This is a genomic window from Pseudoalteromonas sp. SR43-2 (genome assembly GCF_014163885.1).
In the GTDB taxonomy this organism is placed as follows: Bacteria; Pseudomonadota; Gammaproteobacteria; order Enterobacterales; family Alteromonadaceae; genus Pseudoalteromonas; species Pseudoalteromonas distincta.
The window spans coordinates 73,165-97,719 of sequence record NZ_JACJED010000017.1; the positions used below are offsets into that span (position 1 = coordinate 73,165).

Annotated in this window: 15 protein-coding genes; 3 read left to right on the plus strand and 12 right to left on the minus strand. The window is 38.7% G+C overall.

The features are described 5' to 3' along the window. Positions 1 to 38: 38 nt before the first annotated feature. Positions 39 to 539, plus strand: coding sequence for a YgjV family protein (locus H5120_RS14545; RefSeq protein ID WP_182675232.1), 501 nt, complete (start codon positions 39 to 41; stop codon positions 537 to 539). 451 nt (positions 540 to 990) lie between these two features. Here H5120_RS14545 and H5120_RS14550 read toward each other — a convergent pair whose 3' ends face one another. From H5120_RS14550 to H5120_RS14595, 10 genes are all read right to left on the minus strand, one after another. Continuing rightward, positions 991 to 4,098 (minus strand): TonB-dependent receptor, encoded by a 3,108-nt coding sequence (locus H5120_RS14550; protein ID WP_182675234.1) that lies wholly within the window; start codon positions 4,096 to 4,098, stop codon positions 991 to 993. A gap of 395 nt (positions 4,099 to 4,493) precedes the next feature. Continuing rightward, entirely contained in the window at positions 4,494 to 5,066 is a 573-nt protein-coding gene (locus H5120_RS14555) for a gluconate 2-dehydrogenase subunit 3 family protein (protein ID WP_182675236.1), read from the minus strand. Positions 5,067 to 5,076: 10 nt separating this feature from the next. Next, positions 5,077 to 6,783 (minus strand): GMC oxidoreductase, encoded by a 1,707-nt coding sequence (locus H5120_RS14560; protein WP_182675238.1) that lies wholly within the window; start codon positions 6,781 to 6,783, stop codon positions 5,077 to 5,079. Between the two features lie 16 nt (positions 6,784 to 6,799). Beyond that, entirely contained in the window at positions 6,800 to 7,498 is a 699-nt protein-coding gene (locus H5120_RS14565) for a DUF1080 domain-containing protein (RefSeq protein WP_220487104.1), read from the minus strand. 135 nt (positions 7,499 to 7,633) lie between these two features. Then, positions 7,634 to 10,801, minus strand: a complete 3,168-nt coding sequence (locus tag H5120_RS14570; RefSeq protein WP_182675240.1) for a BNR-4 repeat-containing protein — start codon at positions 10,799 to 10,801, stop codon at positions 7,634 to 7,636. Between the two features lie 341 nt (positions 10,802 to 11,142). Continuing rightward, positions 11,143 to 13,242, minus strand: coding sequence for a multiheme c-type cytochrome (locus H5120_RS14575; protein WP_182675242.1), 2,100 nt, complete (start codon positions 13,240 to 13,242; stop codon positions 11,143 to 11,145). Positions 13,243 to 13,262: 20 nt separating this feature from the next. Then, entirely contained in the window at positions 13,263 to 15,023 is a 1,761-nt protein-coding gene (locus H5120_RS14580) for a sulfatase-like hydrolase/transferase (protein ID WP_182675244.1), read from the minus strand. Between the two features lie 90 nt (positions 15,024 to 15,113). Continuing rightward, positions 15,114 to 16,292, minus strand: a complete 1,179-nt coding sequence (locus H5120_RS14585) for a hypothetical protein (protein WP_182675246.1) — start codon at positions 16,290 to 16,292, stop codon at positions 15,114 to 15,116. An 18-nt stretch (positions 16,293 to 16,310) separates the two neighbouring features. Continuing rightward, positions 16,311 to 17,240: a hypothetical protein gene (locus H5120_RS14590; protein WP_259397843.1), complete on the minus strand. Its 930-nt coding sequence runs from the start codon at positions 17,238 to 17,240 to the stop codon at positions 16,311 to 16,313. Positions 17,241 to 17,677: 437 nt separating this feature from the next. Further along, entirely contained in the window at positions 17,678 to 18,316 is a 639-nt protein-coding gene (locus H5120_RS14595; RefSeq protein WP_182675248.1) for an RpiB/LacA/LacB family sugar-phosphate isomerase, read from the minus strand. Between the two features lie 658 nt (positions 18,317 to 18,974). Here H5120_RS14595 and H5120_RS14600 point away from each other — a divergent pair. Both H5120_RS14600 and H5120_RS14605 read left to right on the plus strand, forming a co-directional pair. Next, complete coding sequence (locus H5120_RS14600) at positions 18,975 to 19,400, plus strand: hypothetical protein (RefSeq protein ID WP_182675251.1); 426 nt, start codon at positions 18,975 to 18,977, stop codon at positions 19,398 to 19,400. Between the two features lie 116 nt (positions 19,401 to 19,516). Further along, the gene (locus tag H5120_RS14605; RefSeq protein ID WP_182675253.1) at positions 19,517 to 19,894 is read left to right on the plus strand and encodes a hypothetical protein; all 378 of its coding nucleotides are present in this window, start codon (positions 19,517 to 19,519) and stop codon (positions 19,892 to 19,894) included. 269 nt (positions 19,895 to 20,163) lie between these two features. Here H5120_RS14605 and H5120_RS14610 read toward each other — a convergent pair whose 3' ends face one another. Both H5120_RS14610 and H5120_RS14615 read right to left on the minus strand, forming a co-directional pair. Next, positions 20,164 to 21,858, minus strand: a complete 1,695-nt coding sequence (locus H5120_RS14610) for a hypothetical protein (protein WP_182675255.1) — start codon at positions 21,856 to 21,858, stop codon at positions 20,164 to 20,166. 138 nt (positions 21,859 to 21,996) lie between these two features. Further along, the gene (locus H5120_RS14615; protein WP_182675257.1) at positions 21,997 to 24,549 is read right to left on the minus strand and encodes a heparinase II/III family protein; all 2,553 of its coding nucleotides are present in this window, start codon (positions 24,547 to 24,549) and stop codon (positions 21,997 to 21,999) included. Positions 24,550 to 24,555: the final 6 nt, after the last annotated feature.

Below are 24,555 nucleotides of genomic sequence, written 5' to 3' on the forward strand. Positions count from 1 at the left end.
CTGTTCCACACAAGCAGTAATATAAAAAAGGGGGGTCTGTGTTTGATAGTTATTTTGCTCAAGCTTTAGGATTTATAAGCTATATCTTAGCGATGCTGTGTTTCATCCAAAAAGATGATCGCCGCTTTAAAATTATGATGATTTTAATGAACTTAAATCATGCATTACACTTTTACTTATTAAATGCAGTAACTTCCTCACTATGCTGCTTATTCGCAGCAGGGCGAACAGCAACTTCATTGCAAACAAAAGCAAAGTGGGTCGCTGTATTATTCATTATACTTACCGCGTTGATAGGTTATCTAACCGTAAGCCAATGGACAGACTACATAGCAATAGCTGGATCGTGTATAGGTACGTACGCTTTATTTTGTCTCAATGGGATCAAGATGCGCTGGGTTATATTTATGGGCTCATGTTTATGGCTTATAAACAATATTATTGTCGGGTCACTAGGTGGAATGCTGCTTGAAGCCACTGTAATTATCCTCAACCTAATAACTATTTATAAATTGCATAAACTCAACCTACGAGCTTAATTACTTATTTTATCTTACTGTATACAATATAAACTAAAGCCTTACACTATTGCTTTAGTTCATTATTCTACTCGATTATATCACTGTACATATTAATCTTTTGTGAGTTTTACATATTATAAGCTGAGCATTGTACTGAGATACAGTACCTCGATAACTTCATATGAATAACCCACATTAATCTTCACTAGTCTTTATTAAGCTTGGTTCTATACACAATTACAAAGTACTGTAGTCTAAAAGATAGTGCCCCCTTAGGCTAAGAAAATTAAAATAACCATCGAATATATATGCACTTTACAGTTTGAGCATACTTAAACACTCTACCTTTAGTATAGGTTATTAAGCAAACAATCTCTTAGTATTGCTAGATTAGTTCATTTATGACCTTATAGAATGAAAAAAGCCTAACAATAAATTGTTAGGCTTTAAAAAGTAACTTAATTTTTACTTAGAAGCTGTAGCTAAAGCTCACTTCATAAATACGGCCAGTGTAATCAACACGCGAAACCGCCTTTTCGTTATTACCCCAGTACTCATAACGTTGCTCATCGGTAAGGTTATAACCTCTTAAATAAGCTCTGAAGTTATTAGTGAACTTATATGAAGTTACTAAATCTAGGCGGCCTGTTGCTTTCTGTACACGAGGCTGTACGCCTAAGTAAGAGTTTTGACCTTTCAAGTATGAGTCGTCTTTCCAGTTATACGCAACCCTTACGCTAAAACCGTCGTTTTCGTAGTAACCTATTGCATTAAACGATTCAGGTGCAACAGAATACAATGTACTTTCTTCGGTTCCATCTTGGTCAATGTAAGTGTAGTTAAATACACCACCAAAGCCATTCCAAGGGTATGGTAAAAAGTCTAGCTTTTGCTGAATAGCTAACTCAATACCTGTTAATTCAATTGTTTCATCATCGTTAAACTTCTCGTTGATTCTAACAGAGCGGAAGTTTTCTGTGCCGTCATCGCCAGTAAATGGTTCAACCTGTGTACAAACAAAACCACCTGTAGCAGGGTTATCTTCACGAACCACATCGCTACCTAACGCTTCAATTATAAGCGGGTCGCCTTCAGGGCAGCTTTCTCTATCCTCAAAAAAACCCGTAAGTTCTTTATAAAATACGCCTACAGAAATAGCACTACCATCACGGTTATACCATTCTAATGACATATCGTAGTTATCTGCATCATATGGTTTTACAAAGCTAGCAGGCTTATCAATAGTTACATTTGTATTACCGCCTCTTACTTCAGTTGTTGGCGTCATTACACGAAGGTTAGGACGAACAAAGCCCTTATTATATGCTGTACGCAAAACAAGATCTTCACGTAAATCAAAAGCAAAGTTAACTGATGGTAACCAGTGATCGTAGTCATCACTTATCTTTGTATCTACTAAAACATCGCCGGCACTACGATCTCGTCTGATACCATTAAAATCGTTATTAGTATGGACATACCGCATACCAACATTACCGGTCCACATTACATCGCCAAGTTCACCATTTAAGTCAGCCATAACATAAGCTGCTGCTATTGTCTGCTCAACATCAAAGTTTGTTGCATATTGCTGTGGGTGTGGCCCGTTAAAACGCTCATAAAGGCCTGTATCGCCAGCTTTAATACCACCGTCCAGATCTGCAATACCATCTGTCAAAGCAGCAATGTGAGATAAGTTATCAAAAGTTCTCCAGCCACTATCTGCACCAAATGTTCCAGGAAAATTACCGTTAAAAAACTCGCTTTGTCCATCAGAAAGGAGTGAATCTTTAATCGCAGAGCTTCCTACAGCACTTGCATTAACACCCGCAGCACCTATTTGTTGGTCAAAGTTTTCGAGTATTTCGCGGCTATATCTTGCACCAAACTTAACAGATCCAAAATTTAGAGTCTCTCCTAAGCCAAAGTCTACATAACGCTTGGCATCAAATTCGCCACTTGTCATTTTACGAATCGGGTTATCTATTCTCCCGGTAATGTACTGGCTTAATCGTCGTCCACCGTTTAACGGATCGGCTGTTGTTAAAGATAACGCATTTAAAGCTGTAGGGCTTTGCCAATCTACGTCGTAGTTGTAGTCATCCCAACCTGTAGCATTAATAAATGCTCGATCTAGATTACCCTCACCCGAATCTAATTGAATATCAATTCCAGTCGGGACTGTATCGACATTGACCCCGTTAACTTTTGTAGTAGCCTTATGATGGCCTGTATGCCTAAAATCTAAACCGATATTTTGAAAGTTATTCTCTGACTCAGAATGAGTAAGCATGGCATTGAATGTCCAATCATCTACAACGTAGTCACCATATAAAAATAGACCTTTGGCCTCTTCAAAAAAAGTAGTCTCACGATTTGTAAATAAGTATTCGCCGTCAGTAATCGCTGTTTTGCTTACTGCGTATACAGGAGTCCCATCTTCAAGAGTGTCATAGATAAATGGAGCCGTGTTCATGTCTGGCTCTATCATGTAAAACCGATCGCTATTCTGTGGTTTGTTTTGATTATAGCCTGCGCTAAATTGTGCATCCTGTTTTGTACCACTATCAAGATCACGCTTAGTATAAAGTAAATGTGCACCAACAGTCATATCACTAGTAGGTCGCCATTCAATATTACCCGTAAAAGAAATACGGTCGCCTTCACTATACTCTGATACATTCCTTAATGAAGATGGACTGCGAATAGCGGCGCCTTCTGGGATACCATATTTAGCACGGTAAGCATCAATTGTAGTGGAGTTTACGCGTAAGTTTGCATCTGTAGCGGCATCATTTTGGCCAATTAATGGCGCATAATTTGTAAAGTTTGCAGTATCTCTGCGGAATGTTTGCCCTGAACCCGCAGCTTTAAAAGCGATTGCAAGCTCGTTTTCAATAAGATGTTTGCTCATTGAGAATTTAACAGATTCATCCCATTTTTGGGTTAATTCTTCGTAACGCCCACCTACACTTACATTATATTTACCATCAGGCTTTGCTAGCGCTCGCTGCAATTGCTTATCGACGGTCCCAGCTATTCCGCCAGCTTGCATATCAGCAGTAGGGGCTTTAATAACTGTCACTCCATCGAAAACACTAGCCTCGAATGCAGCGAATGGGTTACTTGACCCCACATCATTAAAACTTCTACTTGGTGTCGCAAAACTCTGTCCAGCTGAAGTAGTTTTGACAAAACCGCCACCCAAACCACGTAAACTAATTTCAGACTGCCTTCCTTCACCAGATCGTTCAATTTGCACACCAGGTACAGCTTGCAGTGCTTCACCTAAATCAAGCGCAGGTAATGCATCAATATCTGAGGCAGAAATAGCATCAACAATAGATGGGGCATCTCGCTTGGTATTTAACGCATTCTCTAGAGAACCACGAATGCCTTGTACTTGTATAACTTCAAAATCGGCTTCAGTTTTTTCTGCTTGAGCCTCTTGATTATTGTCTATAGCTTGTTTAACTTCTTGAGCCAAAATTGAAGGTGCAAATAAAGTTAAAGCTATACCTAACGAACTACCTATTATTTTAGTCGAGGCGAGTTTTTTATTTTCTTTATTAAACATTGTAATCCCCATATACGTTGTGTGTGTCTGCTATTTTTACAAATAAGCCTGTTGCGTGTTTATCAAATTAACAACCAAAACTGCTAATTAACAATACGGTAACACAATAAATGACACTTTCAAATCAAAAATAATCAAAACCAATCTTGTTAAATTTTAAACGCATATAAACAACAACTTAAGAGATTTGATTTTATTTAAATTTTGAGAAAAAAACTATTTAAGCTATATTTATGGCGATTATAAAACCAATTAATTTGGATACAACAAATAAAATGAGCGATAGTGATTTATTTTGATTGGTTGCAGTTGCTAGCGAATAAGAAATTAGAAATTAGAAATAAAACTTAATAACGATAAAAAATACAAAGCCACTGTTTAAATGGCTTTATAAGTTAAGAAACTCTTTTTTTAACGTTATACAACTCCATTTGATTCTTAGTAATATCTCCCTTATAGGTGCCAGGAACTAACATAAAATAGGGATTGGCCTCTTCTGAAGTGTAGAAAATATGAAATATCATCTCTTTAAGCTTACGGTAGCTTTTTGACAACTCAGTCGAGCGTTCAGCAAAGGAACGCTGATCAAGCTCATTGAGCAAAAGCTCTCTATCTGCTTTCGATGCACTTTGGTAATTAACTTTAAAACTTGATTGGGCAATTAAATCTATCTGTTTAATAATAAACTTATACTGTTGCTTAGTTTCACTACCTGCCCAACTGAGCATGAGCGCATCGAGAACATCTATAACCTTTGCATCAGTAGCTCCTGGGGTATCTGTTCTGGGTATCATTATATCAGCCGCATCGCTCAAAATAGTCATTTCTTTTGCAGTAAAGAAACGCCCATTTTGAGAAAAAACAGATAATGAATTTACAGTATTGAAAATAGATGCCCATACAGGGGTAGCTACAAAATATACTGATGCTCCGATAAACAAACGACGACTTATATTAACTTTAGACATAATCCCCCCTTTACACTCGGTCTTTAAAAATTAGTTTTGCTGCATAATCGACAGCTCGAGCGGTAATAGCCATATAAGTCAATGAAGGGTTTTGAGTGGCGCAAGACGACATGCAAGCACCATCAGTCACAAACAAGTTATGAACATCGTGGCTTTGCGCCCATTTATTTAAAACGGATGTTTTAGGGTCTTCGCCCATACAGGCACCCCCCATTTCATGCACTCGATCGCCAACAGCAATTGGCTTTGTTTCAGGAAATTCATTTACTTTAATATCCACGCAGCCGCCTGCAGTCAGTATTTCTTTAATATCTACAGCCGCTTGCTTAATCATCTTGCGCTCGTTTTCTCTTATTCGCGCATCAATATGTAATATAGGAATACCCCATTGATCTTTTTCTGTAGGGTGCAACCGCGCATGATTTTCAAACCTTGGCAGCATCTCACCGTACATTATTGCTCTAAAGCGCCAAGGACCTGGTTGGTTACTATTCATTTTAACCTCAGCGCCAATACCTACCTTTTTTGCAGTTGTACCGGTATTGCTGCGGTGCTGGGCTGTACCTTGAAAACCAAATCCCCGAATAAAATCGGTACCTTTTTCTTGTTCGTGTCGATAGTTTGGAATATAGGTAGCAATAGGTCTGCGTCCGACTGAATATTTGTCATCAAAACCAGGTACTTTTGCATCCGCTATAACACCAGAAAAATGATCCATAATATAATGCCCAACAGCACCACTCGAATTTGCAATACCATTTGGGAACGTTTTAGACTTAGAATTTAGAAGAATTTGCACAGAGCCTAATGCTGAAGCGCATAAGAAAATAACCTTTGAGCGATATTGACGTTTTTCTTTAGTATGGGCATCAATCACCGTAACACCCGTCGCTTTACCTGACTTATCATCGTAATCAACTGTTTCTACTATTGCATCTGTTAAAACTGTTAAGTTTCCAGTTTTTTTGGCTGCAGGTAAAGTGGCTGAAAGTGAGCTGAAATATCCACCAAATGTACAGCCTCTATTACAGTATGAGCGAGCCTGACACTGTCCGCGCCCTAGTTCGGTTTGCTCTTTAGTAGGCTCTGTAATATTAGCCGAACGCCCTATAATTAAATGTCTGTCTGAATAAGCTTTCTTTAAGTTCTCAGCTATAAACTTTTCAGCACAACTCATCTCCCACGGCTTTTGAAATACGCCATCGGGTAGCGTATCTAAACCATCCTTATTTGCAGATACACCAATAAAAGACTCTACGTAATCATACCAGGGTGCCAAATCATCGTAGCCTATAGGCCAGGGGATACCATTTCCATCTTTTGCATTAGCTTGAAAATCTTTCACTCCCCATCGAAGGGATTGCCTTCCCCACGTTAACGATCTGCCACCTAATTGATAACCTCTTATCCATTTAAATGGGCTTTCTTTTGGATAAGAAATAGGGTGCTCTTTGTCATCAATAAAAAACTGTTTAGTGGCATTTTTGAAATAACCTTTGCGCTCAATCATAGAGTACCGTCCCTCCTCACTGAGAATTTCAGGGACTTTGTTTCTGTTCTCAATTTGCCAAGGCATTTGCATATCAGTATATTCTGGGCCTTGATGCTGAATATTACGTCCACGCTCTATTACAAGGGTTTTGAACCCTTTTTCGCAGAATTCTTTTGCCGCCCAACCACCTGTAATACCTGAGCCAACTACAATCACATCATACATAGAGGGTACTCCATTTTTATTGTTTTAGTTCTTCAATGAATATATTTTTAAATCTAACTACATTATCTCTGAGGCCTAAGCTTTTATATGATTTGCTGCCGTGATGCTGAAAACCTATTACACCTTCATCGTCTTTAATGTCTTCTACATGGGTGGTAAGTACATCATTGAGAAAGATTTTTATTGACGAGCCGTCACAAACAATTCGCAACGAATTCCATTCGCCCGGTTTATAAACTTCAGCTTGCTGCTCTGACCAAACGGGTAAGTGACTTTTTATAAAGTCATCATCTTTATGAGACCTTTGAGGATGTTCTGGGTACAGCCACTTTCGTCGACCTTGATCAAATAGCCCTCCGCTCCATCGGCGTGGGCTCGGGTCTATTTCAGCTTGATAGCCAACAACGCGTTTACCGTTCTTGTATTGCTCAATTTGGCCTCTAAAAATAATACCCGAATTACTATACTCATCAACATTTGGCATTTTTATATCGGCAGTCAAAATAAAGTTGCTGTAACGCTGCTTTGTAGTTAAAAACCAATTGTTAGATGAAATTAAATGCAACTCACCATCTATGAAGCGTGCTTGCCCAAACGAGTAAACATTATCAAAACGGCTAAGCTGAGGGTCTAGTAAATTAACTTTTTGCGTTTCTGCACATGCTGTAACCGAAAAAACAAAAAATATAGCTAAATATGATTTAATACCAGTCAACGTATTCTCCTTACTAACACTTTGTCGCGATATACTTAAAAGCAGATATAAATAACCTGCATTAAAAGTACTTTTTGGAAAATCGCTTTTCACTAAAGTCCTATCGTTTAGTGAAAAGCGATGCTTAACCTGATGTTAGTTTTCAAACAGTACATTAAATTCAGTAATGTCAGGCCAGTTACCAATCGCTTTTAATTTAACAAAACGTCCTTCTCTATAAAAAGTAGTTGTACTTGGCTGATTGTTAACGTCTCTGCTCTTATGCTTTGCTACTTTTTTATATCGACCATCAATCGTTTCTGATACATAAATTTGATACTTAATTGCTTTATCGTTCGCAGTCCACAGCTGGGTCCCTGTAATAGATTTTAAGTCTCCTAAATCAATAACTATTGATTGAGTTCCATTTTTGTCCGCACGCCAACTTGAACTATCAGAGAGGTCACCGTCTAATACATTAGAAGCAGGGTGTTGTTCCATCTCAGACGATACAAAAACGAGGTTAGGGTTTACTATTAAGCGTTTTTCTGCGCTTGAAGATTTCCCTTTACTATCAGTTGTTATAGCTTTTAGAGCGTACTCACCTGCGGCTAAACCAAGGAGCTCAGTTGAATACTCTTCGTCACCCCAGGTAAAAGGAGGCTGCCAAATATCACGCACTAAGGTGTCGTTCAAATAAAGCTCTACTCGCTCTATATCAATGCTACTTAATGCAGACTCACTATGCACCGATACACTTAAAGACTCATACCCTACTGGCACTTCTATCTCGGGTTCTAAAAAATAAACATTTGGAGCCGGTGTTTCTTCTACGATAAGTGTAATACTCGCTTCCCCTTCTAAACCTTGAGTATCTCGCGCAATTGCAGTGATAGTATGGCTTCCTACCCCTAAAGGTGACGGATTTGGCTCGTGCCTATCTAACCAACCCATTGCACCTAGCTCATAAGGTGCATATGAATGGCCAAAATTCCAAACCGGCTTGGTATCAGTACGCACAAACTCACCATTCACATACAAAGTTACAGATTGAATATCACGATTGTCGGGAGATACTGCATCTATTGTCACACCTAACTTTTCGTATCCTTCAAAAACAGTAAGGGTTTCATTAGGGAAAGAAACCACAGGCGGTTTAGGCTCACTTTCAACGTTAAGAATCATTGTCGCTATGCTTTGAGCGCCTTCACTGTCTATGGCAACTGCTTTAAAAGTATAAATTCCTGCACCGAGTGGTAAGGGGTTGGGAGAATGTGAGTCTAACCACCCCATTGCGCCTGTTTCGTGTGGATTAAACTTATGGCCAAAGTTAAAAGGAGCTTTGTCGTCTGTGCGTATTAAATTATCGTTAATGTATAAAGTAACAGATGCAATTGTTCTATCAGCAACAGGACTTGATGCTTGCAACGTAAATGTCAGCTGCTCAAAGCCCTCTTTTACAGTTAGCTCATTATCAGGAAAACTAATGACTGGCGAATCGGATTGAACAAGCAACTGCATTGTTGAAAAGCCTGTGACACCTTCACTATCAGTTGCAACCGCTTCAAAGGTATGATTTCCAGCCGTTAAGCCTAGTAGCTCTAATGGCTTGTTTTTATGACCCCATACAAAAGGGTCTGCATTATCTGAACGAATTAGCGTGCCATCAACAAATAAATCAACTTTGCTGATGCTGCGATCAGCCACTGGACTTACAGCCGTTACTTTAAAAGACAATTCGCTGTAACCTTCCTCTACAGTAATGCTTGTCTTCGGAAACGTGACGATAGGTGAGTTAATTTCACTTTCTATATCTAAATCTATTACTTGCAAATAAAGTGGTAACGCACTCCCTGCCCCACGCTCCATTAGGTAGTAGTAAACTTTGCCATCTTTGATGTAAATAGTGCCGTGATCAAATACCGGCCCATCAGTTGCTTCGTATACGCGCGTAAAGTTATTTGTGCCACCTTGCGCTTTTTCAACGTAAGGTCGTCCATTGTTTAAACCAATAATATAGACGTTGTCACCAGCCGTATAAATTTCACTTGCGCCAACAAAATCTGTGGACGTAATAAACTCTGTTGCGCCAGCTGGCTTGTAGGAGTGTAAATAAACTTCTTGATAATCAGGACGGTTTCTATCGGTTGAACGTACCTTACTTATAAAGTGCACATCTCCCTTTTTAGTCACTGTCCAGTCAAAGCTACCTACAATATAAACAGAGTTAGCTTCTTGATGATCTATGTAGTCACCCGGTTCCAGTACTTTTATTTCATCTGAATTTACAAGCGGCCATGTCATTGGCTCACCTTGATGGTTTTTCCATTCACCTATACCATCTGGGTGGTCTGAATAGGCGTAAAAAACACCATTTTGATATTTATATCTATCATTATTATCGTTGCTTCGCTGCTGATAGCCTACTCGAAGTTTGCCATTAACATACTTCATATTGCCATAGAGGCCCCAGTTATAAGCATTACCGTAACTTTTTTGGTTATTGTGATTAAATTTAGTGAAGCTTGACCACTTTTTTGTTTGAGCGTCATAGCGATTAAATACATAGGCACCGTTATTGTTGCCACCCAAGCGCATATAAAGCAGCAATGTACCATCTGTATTTGTAAAAAACTTGGGATAAGTTAAACGCGCAAAATTTGCTTTATCTGCTAAATTGCCTGTCATTGTTAAATGCTTATAGTCATCAGCCCCTTGACTGACACTACTGGTATCTTTAACAAACTTATTAAGAGTAAACTGCTCATCGGGTAAGTCAGCAACCCCTGTTTCGCTAAAAGAATAACGGAAAAAGTCATCTTTGAATTTACCGCCATGATTGTTATCGTCGTAGGCGTGCATATCGTACACCATATGAATAGTGCCATCGATAGGACTCACTGCTAAACCAATTGTATTATGAGATTCCCCAACTAAAGGGTCTCCTCTGAAACCGGTATGGCGATGTGGAAATTCTATAGTTGCCAGGGTTCCCGTTAATGTATTGTAGCGGCTCAACATAACGTTGCGCTCTTGCTTGCCGCCTTTATACCAAGTCATAAATACATAATGTTTATATACTTTAACAGCATCACCATGTGCCGAGATGTTTCGACCAAAAAAGAAGTCGTATTCGGCACCTGTGTCTGGGTTAGATACATTACTAAAATCTAGGTCTTGCCCATCAAAATGTAGACCCGAGTCTGAAATCTTAACTTGTTGCTTTAATTCAACCTCTGCGTGCCCTGAGGCAATATAAAATGCAGAAGCAAACAAAAGCAAAGATGAAAGCGTGTGTTTCGCTTTTATTGTGTGTTTTTTCATAGTTATCTCTGTTTATTTTTGTTGTCATAATGAATCGTGTGAATTCAAGTGTGTAAACTACTTTTTAACTCGGAGCCTTCGCGTATAAAATGACCTTTTCTATTTCATTTATGTTAACAAAGCTACAACATAAACCAAGTACAATCAATTAAAATCATTTTCGGTCAAATGAGGGGAGGGAAAGATTACGCTAATATAAGATTATTAAAATGGTGGGAAGCGACTGAGATGCAGTAAAACTCACTAGGAGCATGTTTATATTACAAGTAAATAAAGCCTTATTAAAATTCGATAGCGCTTGCTAAGCAGTATTTATTTTATAAGGCTACCAAAAGAGCGAGTTACCTTAATTTACTTTCAAAACTATATACAAGCTCCATAAGTTGACGGGCGTTACTATATTTTTTTAGATTTTGTTTTAACTCATCAAGCGCCTTGGCTGTTAAACCGGCATTATCTAAGGCTAAGTAATATAAATATGCGTATTGCACATTGTTAGGGTCAAGCTCCATCGATTTTTTAAAATACTCTATTGCTTCAACTTTTTTATTACTTCTTATTTTTGCCATTCCATTTGCATAATTTAATGCAGCAGAATTAGGTATTGCAGCCAACCCTTGATCAAGCACAGCCTGCATCTTTTCTTTATTGCCTTGGCGAAAATAAATATCAGACAAATTTACATAATTAGGATCAAAATATGGGTCTACATCAATACCTTTTTTTAAATACCTAATTGCCGATGTAACATCTCGCTTATTTAATGCGAGCATACTTTGATTAATGTGACCCTCGCCTCGCCAAGAGTTAACTTTATTGGACTGTGCAAGCTCAACAATAGCCTCACTGAGCTCGTCCGACGGATTATTTTGATAACTCAGATTTTGTGCGGCGGCAACCCTAACCGCCTTAAATTTATCTGTTAATAACTTACTGTAACTTTTGAAACGCTCACTTTCAGGCAGCATATAGCCTATTTTAGCAATCGCTAATCGTATTAGTGGCAATGGCGAGTTTACCCACCTAGATATAATTGCATCATCTATCGCTGAACCAGAATTTGCCAAATAAGTGATTGCACTTGCTCTATCAATTTCACTCAATGAAGTATCATTAATCAATCCTAAATGAATATTTAACGGCACACTATTGGCCGATCGAAGTGCTAACATTGCATGCTCTTTGTTAGACAAAGGAGCGGCCTTGCCATGCCAGCTTTCTAACGCGGTGTTTGCCCATTCATCTGTTTTATCATCATGGCACTGAGTACACGCATTGGGCGTATCATAAATGATAGAAATATCAGGGCGAGGAACTTTAAAGCTATGATCTCTCCTATCATCCACCCCCATATACCTATTAGTAGGCATATGGCAATTAACACATTGGCTACCTTGCGACGCTAGCTTATGGCGATGATGCTTTGGCACATCATATTCACTACTTTTATGACACTGGAGGCAAAGGCCATTTGTTTGTGACTTAATTCTCATCGTGTGCTTGTCATGACAATCTAGGCAATTTACACCCGCTTCGAACATTTTACTTTGCTTAAAGGAGCCAAACACATAAACTTCTTCTTTTATTTGGCCATCAGCATGGTACAAGTTGGGCTCTAAGAAAGAGGGGCTGAATTGATCTAAAAAGTCTATATCACTACTAAACCCATCGGTTAGTGGACTCCGCAATGAATGACAAGCATAACAGGTTTCCATAAAGCTATTGTCACGTTTAGCACCTTGCCAAGTAGCAATGTTGCTATTATCCGTTATTTTCCAACCAGACATATTGGTCGGTTTCACCTTATTTGTTTTTAATAACGGGTTAGTTTTGTGATCTTTTGATAGGTCAGCATGGCAAGAAGCACATCCCACATTTATATTTGAAAAGTGCGTATCAAACACATCTTTTTCTACATCATAATTACGCTTTAAATTATCAGAATGACAATCTGCACACATCCCATTCCAATTTTGTAAAGGTTGTAACCAATGCAAACGATCATTTGGTTTTACGTCTTCAGCCTCATAATTTGCATACCAGCGCTGCCCACCTTCTTTAGCATCACGACTATCCCAAGCAAAAGGGAAAACTTGGTATTTCCCCTTTTCCACTTCAATAAGGTATTGCTGAAGTGGGGTAAAACCAAATACATAGCTTACTTTATAAGTGGTCTTTGTTTTGCTTTCAGTTAAATCAATTAAAAAGTCATCACCTTTGGTATAAAAAAACGCTTTTTGAGAAAAGTGCTCAACTGTTACGTTGTTAAAATCACCTAGTACTTTGTCTAATGTTGCCTGGGCCATTGCACCTGCATGGTGAGACTGCTGCCAATCAGACACCTCCTTGCTATGACATGAAGAACACTCATCATTAGCAATAGAAAAAAAGCTGCTTATCAAAAGCGTTACAACTACTATAATCTTGAATATTTTTATCATTATTTTTCTGCTTTAAAACGCTAGTATTGTGAGTAAATAATTTTATCAGGGTCGTAAATAACGCTATCGCTTTCACTAAAACCAATTCTATGAGCAACGGCTTTCACCGATGTTGCTTGATCTAATTTAAAGGGCCCTTTGTATAATTGCCATAATTCAGGAGGGGTGATGTTACCTAGTTGATAAGAAATCACCGCACCAGGCGTTGGGCTACTTATGTGTATTATGCCATTACTGATTTTAAATTGTGGCTTTGCGGTTACTGGCTGTGATTCATTTCCCGCCCAAAGTCTTTGAATAAGCTGGGCTTCAGGAAGGCTTGGGTCATCGTTTATTTCATTTAACCAACGGTCCATTTCAGCGCTTAGTTCGGTAACAACCTTTTTATAGCGAGGGTCATCAATAATATTATTAATTTCATGGGGATCATTAATTAAATCGAATAGTTCTTCTGGGTCTTTTTTATCTCTAAACCATAAAGCTTGTGCCTGTGTAAGTCGATCTGCATCTCGTAAGCGTAACAGCTCCTGCATGGTCGGTATTTTCTCTCGATACGCCACGGGTAAATAATAACCTTGTTCTGGTCGGTAATTTCTAATGTATTTAAAGCGCTTATTTTTAACAGCCCTTATTACATCTGTAAAACCATCAAACCTATCTGCTGCCGCATGGATATACTCTCGTTTTGCCGTTTGTTGTTTTCCTAAAAAGTTTCGTCCTTGCATATGTGCGGGCTTATCTATTCCCGCTAAACTCAATAGTGTTGGAGCAAAATCAACAAAACTGACAAGTTGGTCATCTTTTGTACCTGCATGTTCACCGTTAGGGTAACGAATAATAAAAGGCACCTTAAGGCCACTGTCGTAAACTAATCGCTTTTGTCGTGGTAAAGGACCACCATGATCAGAATAAAACATAATAATTGTATTATCGTACAAACCATCATCTTTCAATTGCTTTAATACAGCAGCAATTTGTTTATCAGTTTCCGCTAAATTATTATACATTTTCCAAAAATCACGTCTGACTAGAGGTGTATCAGGTAAATAAGGGGGAATAGGAAAATCAAGATCTTTAGCTACATGCACTGGCGTGTTCGCCTCAGATGACTTTACTGCATGGTGTTGTGGTAGCTTTGCAATTTTTTGCCTATTGTCAGAAAAGTAATGCCTAGATTCTATTTTTCTGAACCCATATGGCTCAAATAAGCCTGACTCATGTGTAGTTGTAAAATTAACGACAGCATAAAATGGTTGTCCAATCTTTCGGTTGCGCCAATGCGCATAGGGCCCACTTTCATCCCACGCCCCTTTTGGCGCTTTAAACTGGTAATCTGTTTTTAAATTATTAGTTGTGTAATACCCTGCTTCACGCAAATATTGGCTGAGCATTTTTGCATTTGCATGCGGAATAGCTTCGTATTTTGGTAAACCGGTTTCTTTTGTATTTGATGTTGTACGCATATTGTTTGCGCCAAATGAAGAAGGATACATTCCCATAGAAATCGCAGCTCGGCTTGGTGCACATACACCAGAGGGTGAATACACATTAGTGAACGTGACCCCTTCATTTGCTAGCTCAGTGATCGTTGGCGTTTTAATTGTTTTATCACCATACGCTTCAATGATTGGACTCATGTCTTCAACCACTAACCATAAAATATTAGGCTGGTCTGACAGATCATGTTTTACGGTAGAGGCCTCTATTGCATGCAATCCACTGACGTAAAATAATAAAACCCACAAAAAATACTGCCTGTAACTTAATTTTGTATTATTCATCTTACTACCTCTCTTCATTCTTATACGGTTAACAGTCAATGATTTCGAAAAAATTGCTTGCCTTTACGCCTTTATACGTAAGGCAACTCATCAATCACTTTTGCTAAGCACTAACGCACGCCAACGGCCTCTAGCAAATGCGGTACCGCCATTTTCAGGAATTTTTCCATTTGTAACGGCTTTAGAAGAAACCCTTATAATGTCGCCTTTCGTTAATTCAACGTCCTGCATATTGAAGTATATTTCTTGGTAATCAGTGGTTGTTTCTGGATTCGTAAATCGGCCAATTTCTTTATTATTTATTGAAACAATATAAGTCGACTCGCCGTCAATTTCTGCCAATGTAACCAGCCTCAGAGTATAAGTGCCCGCCTCTTTGGCCTGCACAGTATATTCTGCGTGCGCAAATTTATTTCTGTAGGCCGTTTTCACTGCATTTATGGCAAGAGCGCTCTCGGCCTTATGTTGGTAGTATGGAATTTCGCCAGTATTTTCAATCGTAAAGCTATCTATGGCGTGTAAAATCCTGGTGTAATCCGTTATCTTAAGTAATTGTGTTTTTTTCTTTAATGGCTTGGAATTACTTAATGTTTCTGACTTATCCTTGCCCGCAGGTATGTAGCTTTTGTCTTTAGTTAAAAGTAACTTATCAAGTTCAAAGCCATCTTCACGCATAGATACCATAATGGTATGAACCCCTTTATGGGGTATATCAACATAAATGGTATTAGGTGTGCCGCAATGATTGGTGTTTACCCGTTGCGCAGAAGACCATGTCCAGGCATGTTTCCCTTTGCATAGTTGCAAGCGCTGTGCTGATTCTGGCCAGTGTCCATTTATACCCAGATGAACACCATTATCTTCACTACCTGTGCTGTAGGCTCTTGCCCAAATGTAATACCTTCCCGGCGTTGCAAAATAAATGGGGTAACTCAGCACGGCCATTGTGCCGGCATTATTGGTGAAGTTCTCACTTCTAACTAGCGTTTCGTGATGATTGCTACGAGTATCGGGAAGTATTTCTATATAAGCGCCGTTGCTCGCGTCATGATAATGAGCTTGATCTGCATCGGCGAGGTTATGCCCTGGTGTGTTTTTTGAAAACACCAGCCACCGCCTTTTATCATCCAAGTGTTGCGTTGAAAAGTTTTCTGCTTCTATCACTACAAAACCCGATTTTTCATGATAAACCTGCCCAGCACTGGCATGGGTAGTCGAAGCTATAAAACTAGCTATCACAATCGGTAAATAACAAAGCACTAATTTCATGTTGAAAGCCTCAACTTTTTAGCTTCTAACTGCATTTAACAATAATACTTCTTTTATTTCTTTTGGCGTTGCGTGTTTATTACCGCCATTGTCAGCACCTGTTATCCACCAATAAATCATTCCCGCATCAGAGCAATCAAATTTATTAGTCTGAAAAGGAACAACACCATCCTTCTCAGCATAAGCCATCATTTCCCAAATAAATGCAATGCCTGTATCTGTATGGTTTTTGGCCCAATCCCAATTATCTATAGGCCCTTGAAGGCCAACGTTTTGGTCTCCTATTTGATGCTCTTTGACACCAAAGTCTAAAATTTGCTGCCAAGTAAAATAGTCACCACTGTTATCATTTGCAGGGTGGTGCGAGACAACATGAACATGTTGCACCTTGTTTTTTTCTGCGGCTTCCAGTGCATAACCAATCAGATCTGGTTCCCCCGCTTCAATTATCCAAAGCGGATTATCAGCAGACGATGCGTTAACGGCATCCACTAAATCTTGAGTTGCTCCAACTTGATCAACCCTACAATTATAAAAATCACGTAAATTATTAAATGGGCCAAATAAATCGATGCCTCTGGTACTTAATTCGTCGAGTTTATTTTGTCGGCGCATTTCATTTTCAGCATTAATTTGATAACGGGCCTTATTTCTAAAAGGGTCTAAATCACAAGAATGAGATAAATGGACGAGCCGGTTAGATAAACCAGTGTCTTGTAAAAGTGCCAACATAACAGGTGTTGCACCAATATCGTCGGGATCAGGAGAGTTACCATCTATGACTATGGCCAAACGGCCCTTAGGAGGGTTTAGTGCTTTAAACTCTTCCTTCAACATTTGTTTTGGAGAGCCTTCTTTTATTTTACCCTCCACTAAAGTTGTGTTCTCACTACAGCCTACGCTTAAAAATGTACTTAAAATAATGAAAGGTAATAAAATTTTTCTCATAGTTTATTTCTCTATCTTGATAAGAATCAGCTCTTTATAATGACTATTTTCTGTTGTGTTTTTTTAACCTCACAGACCTTTGCAAAACCATCAAGGAAAGAAAACAGCTTTAATGATTGAATTTGAATCGATATGAGTGTAAATGAAATTTAAAAAATTAACAAACTGTCAATTTCTATGTAAATTTTTATACTTGTTTATTAAAAGAGCATTACTGTTGTGCCAAAAAATTCAGGCGTCAATGGAATGGTTTGCTTCTAAAGATATCTTTATGTTTTGAATGCGAGTAGATGATAGTTGGGAGTTAGTAAGCAATTTAATAAGTAAACTAATCGCCTACGAAGCTCCAGCAGCTGAAGCTGATAGTAATGTTATCAATAAAAAAGCCCTCAAGTTGAGGTTAACTCAAGGGCTATTATGTAAATGTTTGTCGTTTACTAAGCTAATAGAGACTTAACATAATCAATAATTTCTTGGTCTTGACCATTTTCAAATAAACACGCTTGGAAACGCTCACCTGATACTGCGGTTTTAACCAATTCTTGATCAACGTTTTTCAATGAATCAACATAGCTGCGACTCGCTAAAGCAGACTTCACTTGCGTTAGAATTGATGCATTCTTAACTTGAGGTTCTTTACGTTCTACAGGGTAACCCGCTCCGCGCTCACCAGTAAGTGCTTTTTCAAAGATATAGCGCGCATTTAATTCAGCGCCCCAACCAAATCCTTTTGCAAACGGCAGTGCTAACGCGTTACCGTTGTTTACTTGGTTAAACAAAAAGGCGTCAGATGGATCAATACAATAGCCACAGAATACACCGTCATGAGCATTCAAAGACATCATTGCACCTTGACCCGTACCACATCCTGCGAATACAAAATCAACGGCTTTAGCGTTAAGTAAAATCCCCGCCATAATGCCTAAATGAACATATGTTAGGTGATGATCGTTTTCGCTATTCATACCCACGTTAAACACAATGTGTTCTAACGGTAAGGCAACACTTTCAAGTTCGTTTAAAATAATTGGATTTTTAGCCGCTTGGCTATTTTCAAACATTAATGCTATTTTCATGATTGGTTTTACACCTTAGTGAGTGAATATGACTCAAGTGTATCATTGGTTTAGTCAGAAAATAACCCATAGAGCGCTTAAAGATGCGCTAAACATACTTCCTATGGTTTGTATGGGAGCATTATTTGTTACCACTCGGAACCTTCAAAGGCTTGGTGTGATGATAGTTAGCGATAAACTACCTATCTCTAAGGTTTGTGCATTGGTATTGGCATTGGGGTTCAAGTTAAATAATACGTCACTTCTTCAAGTCGACTATGTGCCATCCGACACCGTAAAATACCTTGCCAAATATTATTAACGTTTTATCTTGTCGAGTGACTAGTGAGTGCCATGAGCATTCATTCATGATTAACTCGTCTCTGCCCCAAAACGAGTTTAGGCGACGGTCTCAAATGAGCGAAAACCGGACACTGAAAAAGTTAAATTTATTCCTACTTTTTTGAGTTGGAGCCTAATTTTGTCCGATAACATTATTAAACGCCGTTTTGGGGCAAAATAACATGCTTAATTTCTAGCTGTTTTAATTACTTGTTTACAAAGGTAATTATTGGTGAAATTATCAGGGTATGTAATATAAGCCGTTTTGGTGTGTTATAAACCACCAAAATGGTGTTCAATAAGCTGTTAAGTAGCCAAGGAAATTACGGCGTTTAAAATGACCTACGAAGAATTTTATTACAGCATTGATTGCAAGTTTCCTTACCATCAAGAAAGTGAGTGGAAGCGAATCATTGAGCAATCAATTGAAATAGGTGAAGACGCGCCTTTTCTCGTACTTCACGAAATATGCAGAGTGCCAGCCTCGGAGAAGCTGGATCAAGTAAAGCATATGGAAGTGTATAAATATTGGAAGCAATCGTTTGCCAGCCCAGTGCAGGACATCGTTGAGCCAGCTGCTCTTTCATACATCAACAAAACTGAGATAACAGATTCCGAAGCACTAGATATAATGGAAAGACTTTCACCGTTTCCAAAATCCTATAATGCGCTTCAAGTTGTCTTATTTTCGTGCCCAGATGATGATGAACTGGTCGACGAAAAATATGAAAATATTGTAGCTATGTGGAAATCGGCTACTTAACAAGCGCCTAAACAACGACAATGTAAAGTTGTCATGGTTTTGGCAAACAACGCAAAAAGCCATGCCAACACATTGCGTGTTAGGCGGGCGTTAGGTATTTTTTTAGAGGTTGCAGAATGGATTTTAATGGTCGTCAAAAAAGATGGTTAAAAGATCTGTGTAAGATTTCAAATCGAGAAATTATTCTTTTAGATGAATTTAAAAAAGATAAACTAACTTGGGAAGAGTTTTGGAAAGCTAATTTATTACAAACAGCAATAAATGATTTACATTGTAAGTGTCTTTTCATAGAGTTATCTAACAGACCTAAGGGAACTACCAAAGACCAAATGGAAAAAAAAGGCTGTCATTTTAGCGAGAGTGAATCTTATAGAGATGAGCATCAAAAAAGAGTTAGTAAATTAATATGTGATTGTTGCGGACAACACTGGAAAGAGCAAGAGTTTGAAGCTATGCAATATTGGTCATTCCATATGTACCCACAAAACACCTAACAAGTCCATCCAAACGACTGCATTCTGCGGCGCTTGATGAAAGCGAATGGGTCAAATCTTGACTTCACACATTAAGAATCTCAATGTCCGCTAATGACACAAAGCTGACCTTAGCCTCTAACGCGTTTTTGTCCAAAAACGAGCTTGAATGACCGCCCTACTTTCGCTCATTTGAGCCTCCAACCTTAGCTTAAATAATAAAGCGCTACCAAAATGGCAGCGCTTTTACATTAAATTTGACCCTTTAAGTTGATTTCCACACTGGATTATTAAGCTGGGCGGAACTTGCCTTCACTCCATAAGTAAATACGTTGTGCACTGCCTTTTTTCACATTAAGTAAAACAGCTACGGCAGTCCCCTGCTCTTTTTTTACAACCTTCATTTCTATTCTTGATTTAGCCAAGCCTAGATATGTTTTATCTACACGCCAATTTTGAGCGTCGTTACTTATAGCTGTTGCGAAAATAGATTGGCCTTTGGCATCTTTATAAGTAACTGCTGCTCTGTATTGGTTTTGTTCTTTATTTAATACTTCAAGCTTTAAAATATTGGTTATTGGGTTGTTTTTACTATCTAGCAAAAATCTATTAACTGTCCCCGGCATTGGTTGGCTATGTTTCCACTGCCCATTTTCAAACGATGTGACCCGCCACTCTCTGTATTGCTTGGTGCGTGCTTGGTACGCTACGGCTGGAATATTATTTTCTAGCATAATAGGGGTTGTACTAAATGGGGTTTCTTCTCGTTGTGTTGAGTCAAAGGCTAATGTTTTTTTATTCGCTTTCGCTAAGGTGATAGGTAATGCTAACTTTTCATTTTGTGCGTTATAAAATGTATCTGTGGTGGTATCGAGCTTCATATAATATGAGTTAATACGCCCATAATTCGTTTTGTTGTGAACCTCAAGGAAGTTACATTCGTGCCATAACGAGCTAATAGCAATTTCTGTATCCGACACTTTTTTTGGTGTTATATAAAAGGTATCGACGTTGATTGGATTATGCTTTTGCGGTGTCGGCACAGTAATGGTGACCGGTTTTTCAAATTTTTGAGCACCACTTGGCATTTTGTAATATACCCAAGGTGACTTATGGGTGCCTGCACGAGTAAATAGGTAGATATCGCCATTGGCCATTTTTTCACTGGCTGTGTACGATGCAAACGGTGTAATGTCGTTTACATATACAAATTTACTAATGTCATTTGGCTTTTCTGACATTACATGCAGCATTCTACCGCCGGCGTGTGGGGTATCGATTGAAAAAGGGTTTAATCCGTCTTCTCTTTCTCCGCCGTGGCCACCATAAATAATATGAAAGTGACCTTTACTGTCTTGTTCTATTATTGGCCGCCCGTGGCTATCAATTTTTCTATCACCTTTTGAAAGGGTACTTTCTGCCGCTTTATAAGGCCCATCCCATTGATGAGTGTTAAGATCGTAACTGGCTATATAAGGGTCGGTTAAATGCCCTTGATACGTAATAAATACTTTATCACCAATTACATCGTGCCAGCCTGTATGGGGGTTTCCTTGAAGGTTGTCTGTAAAATAACCTTCAGGTAGTTTTGGTAACGATGTCGGTAGAGCCTTTTTAGGGCCTAGGTTTTCATGTGGTAAGTTGTAAATTTGGTGAAACGATTTACCTTGCGTGTATTTGTCATAAATAGTTTGGTACTCAGGGTAAGCACCATATAGGTACTGATCAATTCTCCAACGCCAATATTCACTGCTTTGTGGATCATTTGGTTCGACTTGATTTTGTAAAGTTGAAAATACGTTATCTGTTGCTGAGTATTTTTTTATTAGTGCAGCGCGTTCATCCGAAAACCCGGTGTTTTGATTAGCTGGGACATTTGTAGAGCAGGCGGTACTTAACAGACCGGCGTAAATACCTAAATTTAAAAAAATTACTTTTTTAATGCGGTTTAATGTTAAAGCTTTATAGGGTGTTGTTAATGGCATAGTGTGTCTCGGTGTGGTGTGATGGTAAAAAACTACATACCTCAAATATAATGCTGAGTTATGTTGTAGTGAGTGTGGTTTGTGTTATTGATTTATAAGTCCACACTCACATTTCTTTAAGAATGAAACTCCTCGTTATTACATTTTCATATAGGCTGATTTTTTATAATAGGTAGTAAGCGAGTCCTGTTTAAACTTTAACTGATTACCATTGCCTATATACATATCTATTAGTTTGTTTTGCTCATCGGTAGTAATAACGCCAAATTGACCTTCAAAATAAATACCTAACTTTTTGTCTTCGTATTTATCGTCACTATTTTCTTGTACAATAATGTATTGCGTTAGTGACTTGCCATCGACTGTTGCGTTGACTTTTACGCCTTTAAATACGCCTTTCCCATAAAGTCTTTCTATAGCAGTAACCGCATAGTCTTCACCTTCGATTACTGATTCATACGCTACTGTAAATGGATTACTCCATGTTTCACCTTGGTGGCGCATTACAAACGTGGGTAATGGCTTTTCGTTGTATGGCGCAGACGCACCATAAGCTTTTGGCGCTTTTACGGTGGTTAACTCAATATCAAGTCCGGCTGGAATAAGTGCTCGCATGGCAATTGATTCATCGCTCAGTTTAGATGCCGTAAATGTTGCCTCATACTGCTGTGATGAAGTTGTAGCTGTTTTTACTTGTTCAAAGTAATGCCAGCCTGGGTGTTGATAATCTTTATGTTTAACCCACGGTGTTTTAGCTGCAGCTTGATAGCGCTGCGCATCTGCTTTTAATTTTACTTTTTTTGAGCCTGAGGTTATATCCACTTTGTCGCCAATATTGTGATACACATAATCGTGAAACTCTTGTTCATGGCTACTTTTAGCTCTAAATATGTCTAGGTAGTAACCCTTAGTATCAGAGAGTTTGATCAATGCTAAGGTACGCAGATGATTAGCAGGTGCTACTTTATTAAATTCATCATAAAAAGATGATGTGTTAAACGAGTATTTATCAGAGACGCCTTTTTCACCAGCAGCAGGTTCCATTGCAACAGATTGCACGCGATTAATACCTAAGTTTATCCAATCACCGCTAGAGGCAGATGCGCCATTACTTATCACTGAGTTATGCGCGGCAAATAAACGATAATAATTTTCATGAATCGGTGTTCTGTAAGTGCCTTTACCTCCGTCAATGCCAAGAACATGGCCTTGACCATATAGTTCCATGTCCATACCTGAGGCATGACCATGAATATAAGAGCCCCCCGCCACAAATGCCATTAAACTGTTTTTAACTGGATTTTGTTTACTTACATTACGTTGAATATTCATTCCTGCATATTCTAGACGCTTAGTTCTAGGGCGAGGTGGTGCTACATCTACTTTTTGAGTACTTTGAATTTCTTTTACTGACCATAACAGTTGTAATGGCGTATAGTACGGGCTAGGTTCGTCAGAGCGGTCGTGTAAGTGGCCGCGCTGATAAGCTCCTGCGCTTATACTCGATGCTAAATAGTTACTAAAGTCATCAATCTGTTTTTCATTATTATTTAATTTTGCCAATAACAATGACATTTCAAGTGCTGAATACTCTGGTTTATAGGTACGGTGACCATCGCCAATATACGGGTATTCGTTATTTGGGTATTGCAGATCATAATATGAGGTAAATGCTGCAGGGATATTGGTGTATTTTTGTCCTAGTTTAAGCGTTGGGTCGTAGCGGTCGAGCAACGTCATTAGGTAAACCGAAAAAGCGGCTACATGCTTAGAGTACTGGAAAGACTCTGGCCAAATATCTCCTTCGTTTTCAAACTTTTTTGCAACCGTTTTCAGCGATGCCTGATACTTAGTATCTAGGTGTGTGTAATAAGGAAGATTTTTAGCAATTTCTTCTGGGTCGTCTAATGCTAAAATGTTGTGTACAAGGCTTGATGACTCTAATACAGGCCAGTTTGAATCAAGTAAGCCTTTATTCAGCGCTAACCAAATATAAGTTTTAAAAACCTGTTGCGCTTGGTCAAAATCAAACGCGACTAAGCTGCTTGATTGTAAGTCGTACACCTTGCCGCCAGACTTTAGATATGGATAAACCAAGTCATAAATAATGGGTAATTGAGCACCAATTACCCGTGCTTCATACAAGTGATCGCCCGGAAACATCCAACTTGAATTCATGGTGCCTTCTTTATGCACTTTCATTTGTATTAATGCATTTGAATAGGTATTAAGTATGTCGGCACCACAGGCTGCGTATTTATCTTCCTGAGTTAGATAGTACATTACACCGCAATCGACGCCGTCCTGCAGTGCTTTAACAACGCTTACAAGTTGCTCTTTGCTACCACCACCTTTAACACGAAAATGCGGTAGTGTAGGTGCTTGTGACTTATCTTCATTCCAAACTAATGGCAGCTCTTCAAGCGGTTTTAAACGCTTTTCTTTATTAAGTCCAGCGACTGGTTCAACACGCTGTTTAAGCTCTTCAAATAATGATTTTGCCCAAGGCTCTGTTTGTATTTTATTTAAAATTTCTGGACGTTCAGATTTTTTAACCCAAATCGAAGGGCGCTCTATTTCTGTTGCTGAGGCTTTAAATGCGATGAGTGTTATTATGAGACCAAAACAAGTAGCGACTACGTTAGGTCGCGATAGTGCTTCCCGTTTTGTTTTACTGGTGATTACAAACATTGTCGG

Coding starts and splice junctions, on each gene's coding strand:
- H5120_RS14550 (WP_182675234.1), bottom strand. CDS start 4,098: ATGTTTAATAAAGAAAATAAAAAACTCGCCTCGACTAAAATAATAGGT.
- H5120_RS14555 (WP_182675236.1), bottom strand. CDS start 5,066: ATGTCTAAAGTTAATATAAGTCGTCGTTTGTTTATCGGAGCATCAGTA.
- H5120_RS14560 (WP_182675238.1), bottom strand. CDS start 6,783: ATGTATGATGTGATTGTAGTTGGCTCAGGTATTACAGGTGGTTGGGCG.
- H5120_RS14570 (WP_182675240.1), bottom strand. CDS start 10,801: ATGAAAAAACACACAATAAAAGCGAAACACACGCTTTCATCTTTGCTT.
- H5120_RS14575 (WP_182675242.1), bottom strand. CDS start 13,242: ATGATAAAAATATTCAAGATTATAGTAGTTGTAACGCTTTTGATAAGC.
- H5120_RS14580 (WP_182675244.1), bottom strand. CDS start 15,023: ATGAATAATACAAAATTAAGTTACAGGCAGTATTTTTTGTGGGTTTTA.
- H5120_RS14585 (WP_182675246.1), bottom strand. CDS start 16,292: ATGAAATTAGTGCTTTGTTATTTACCGATTGTGATAGCTAGTTTTATA.
- H5120_RS14590 (WP_259397843.1), bottom strand. CDS start 17,240: ATGAGAAAAATTTTATTACCTTTCATTATTTTAAGTACATTTTTAAGC.
- H5120_RS14595 (WP_182675248.1), bottom strand. CDS start 18,316: ATGAAAATAGCATTAATGTTTGAAAATAGCCAAGCGGCTAAAAATCCA.
- H5120_RS14600 (WP_182675251.1), top strand. CDS start 18,975: ATGACCTACGAAGAATTTTATTACAGCATTGATTGCAAGTTTCCTTAC.
- H5120_RS14605 (WP_182675253.1), top strand. CDS start 19,517: ATGGATTTTAATGGTCGTCAAAAAAGATGGTTAAAAGATCTGTGTAAG.
- H5120_RS14610 (WP_182675255.1), bottom strand. CDS start 21,858: ATGCCATTAACAACACCCTATAAAGCTTTAACATTAAACCGCATTAAA.
- H5120_RS14615 (WP_182675257.1), bottom strand. CDS start 24,549: ATGTTTGTAATCACCAGTAAAACAAAACGGGAAGCACTATCGCGACCT.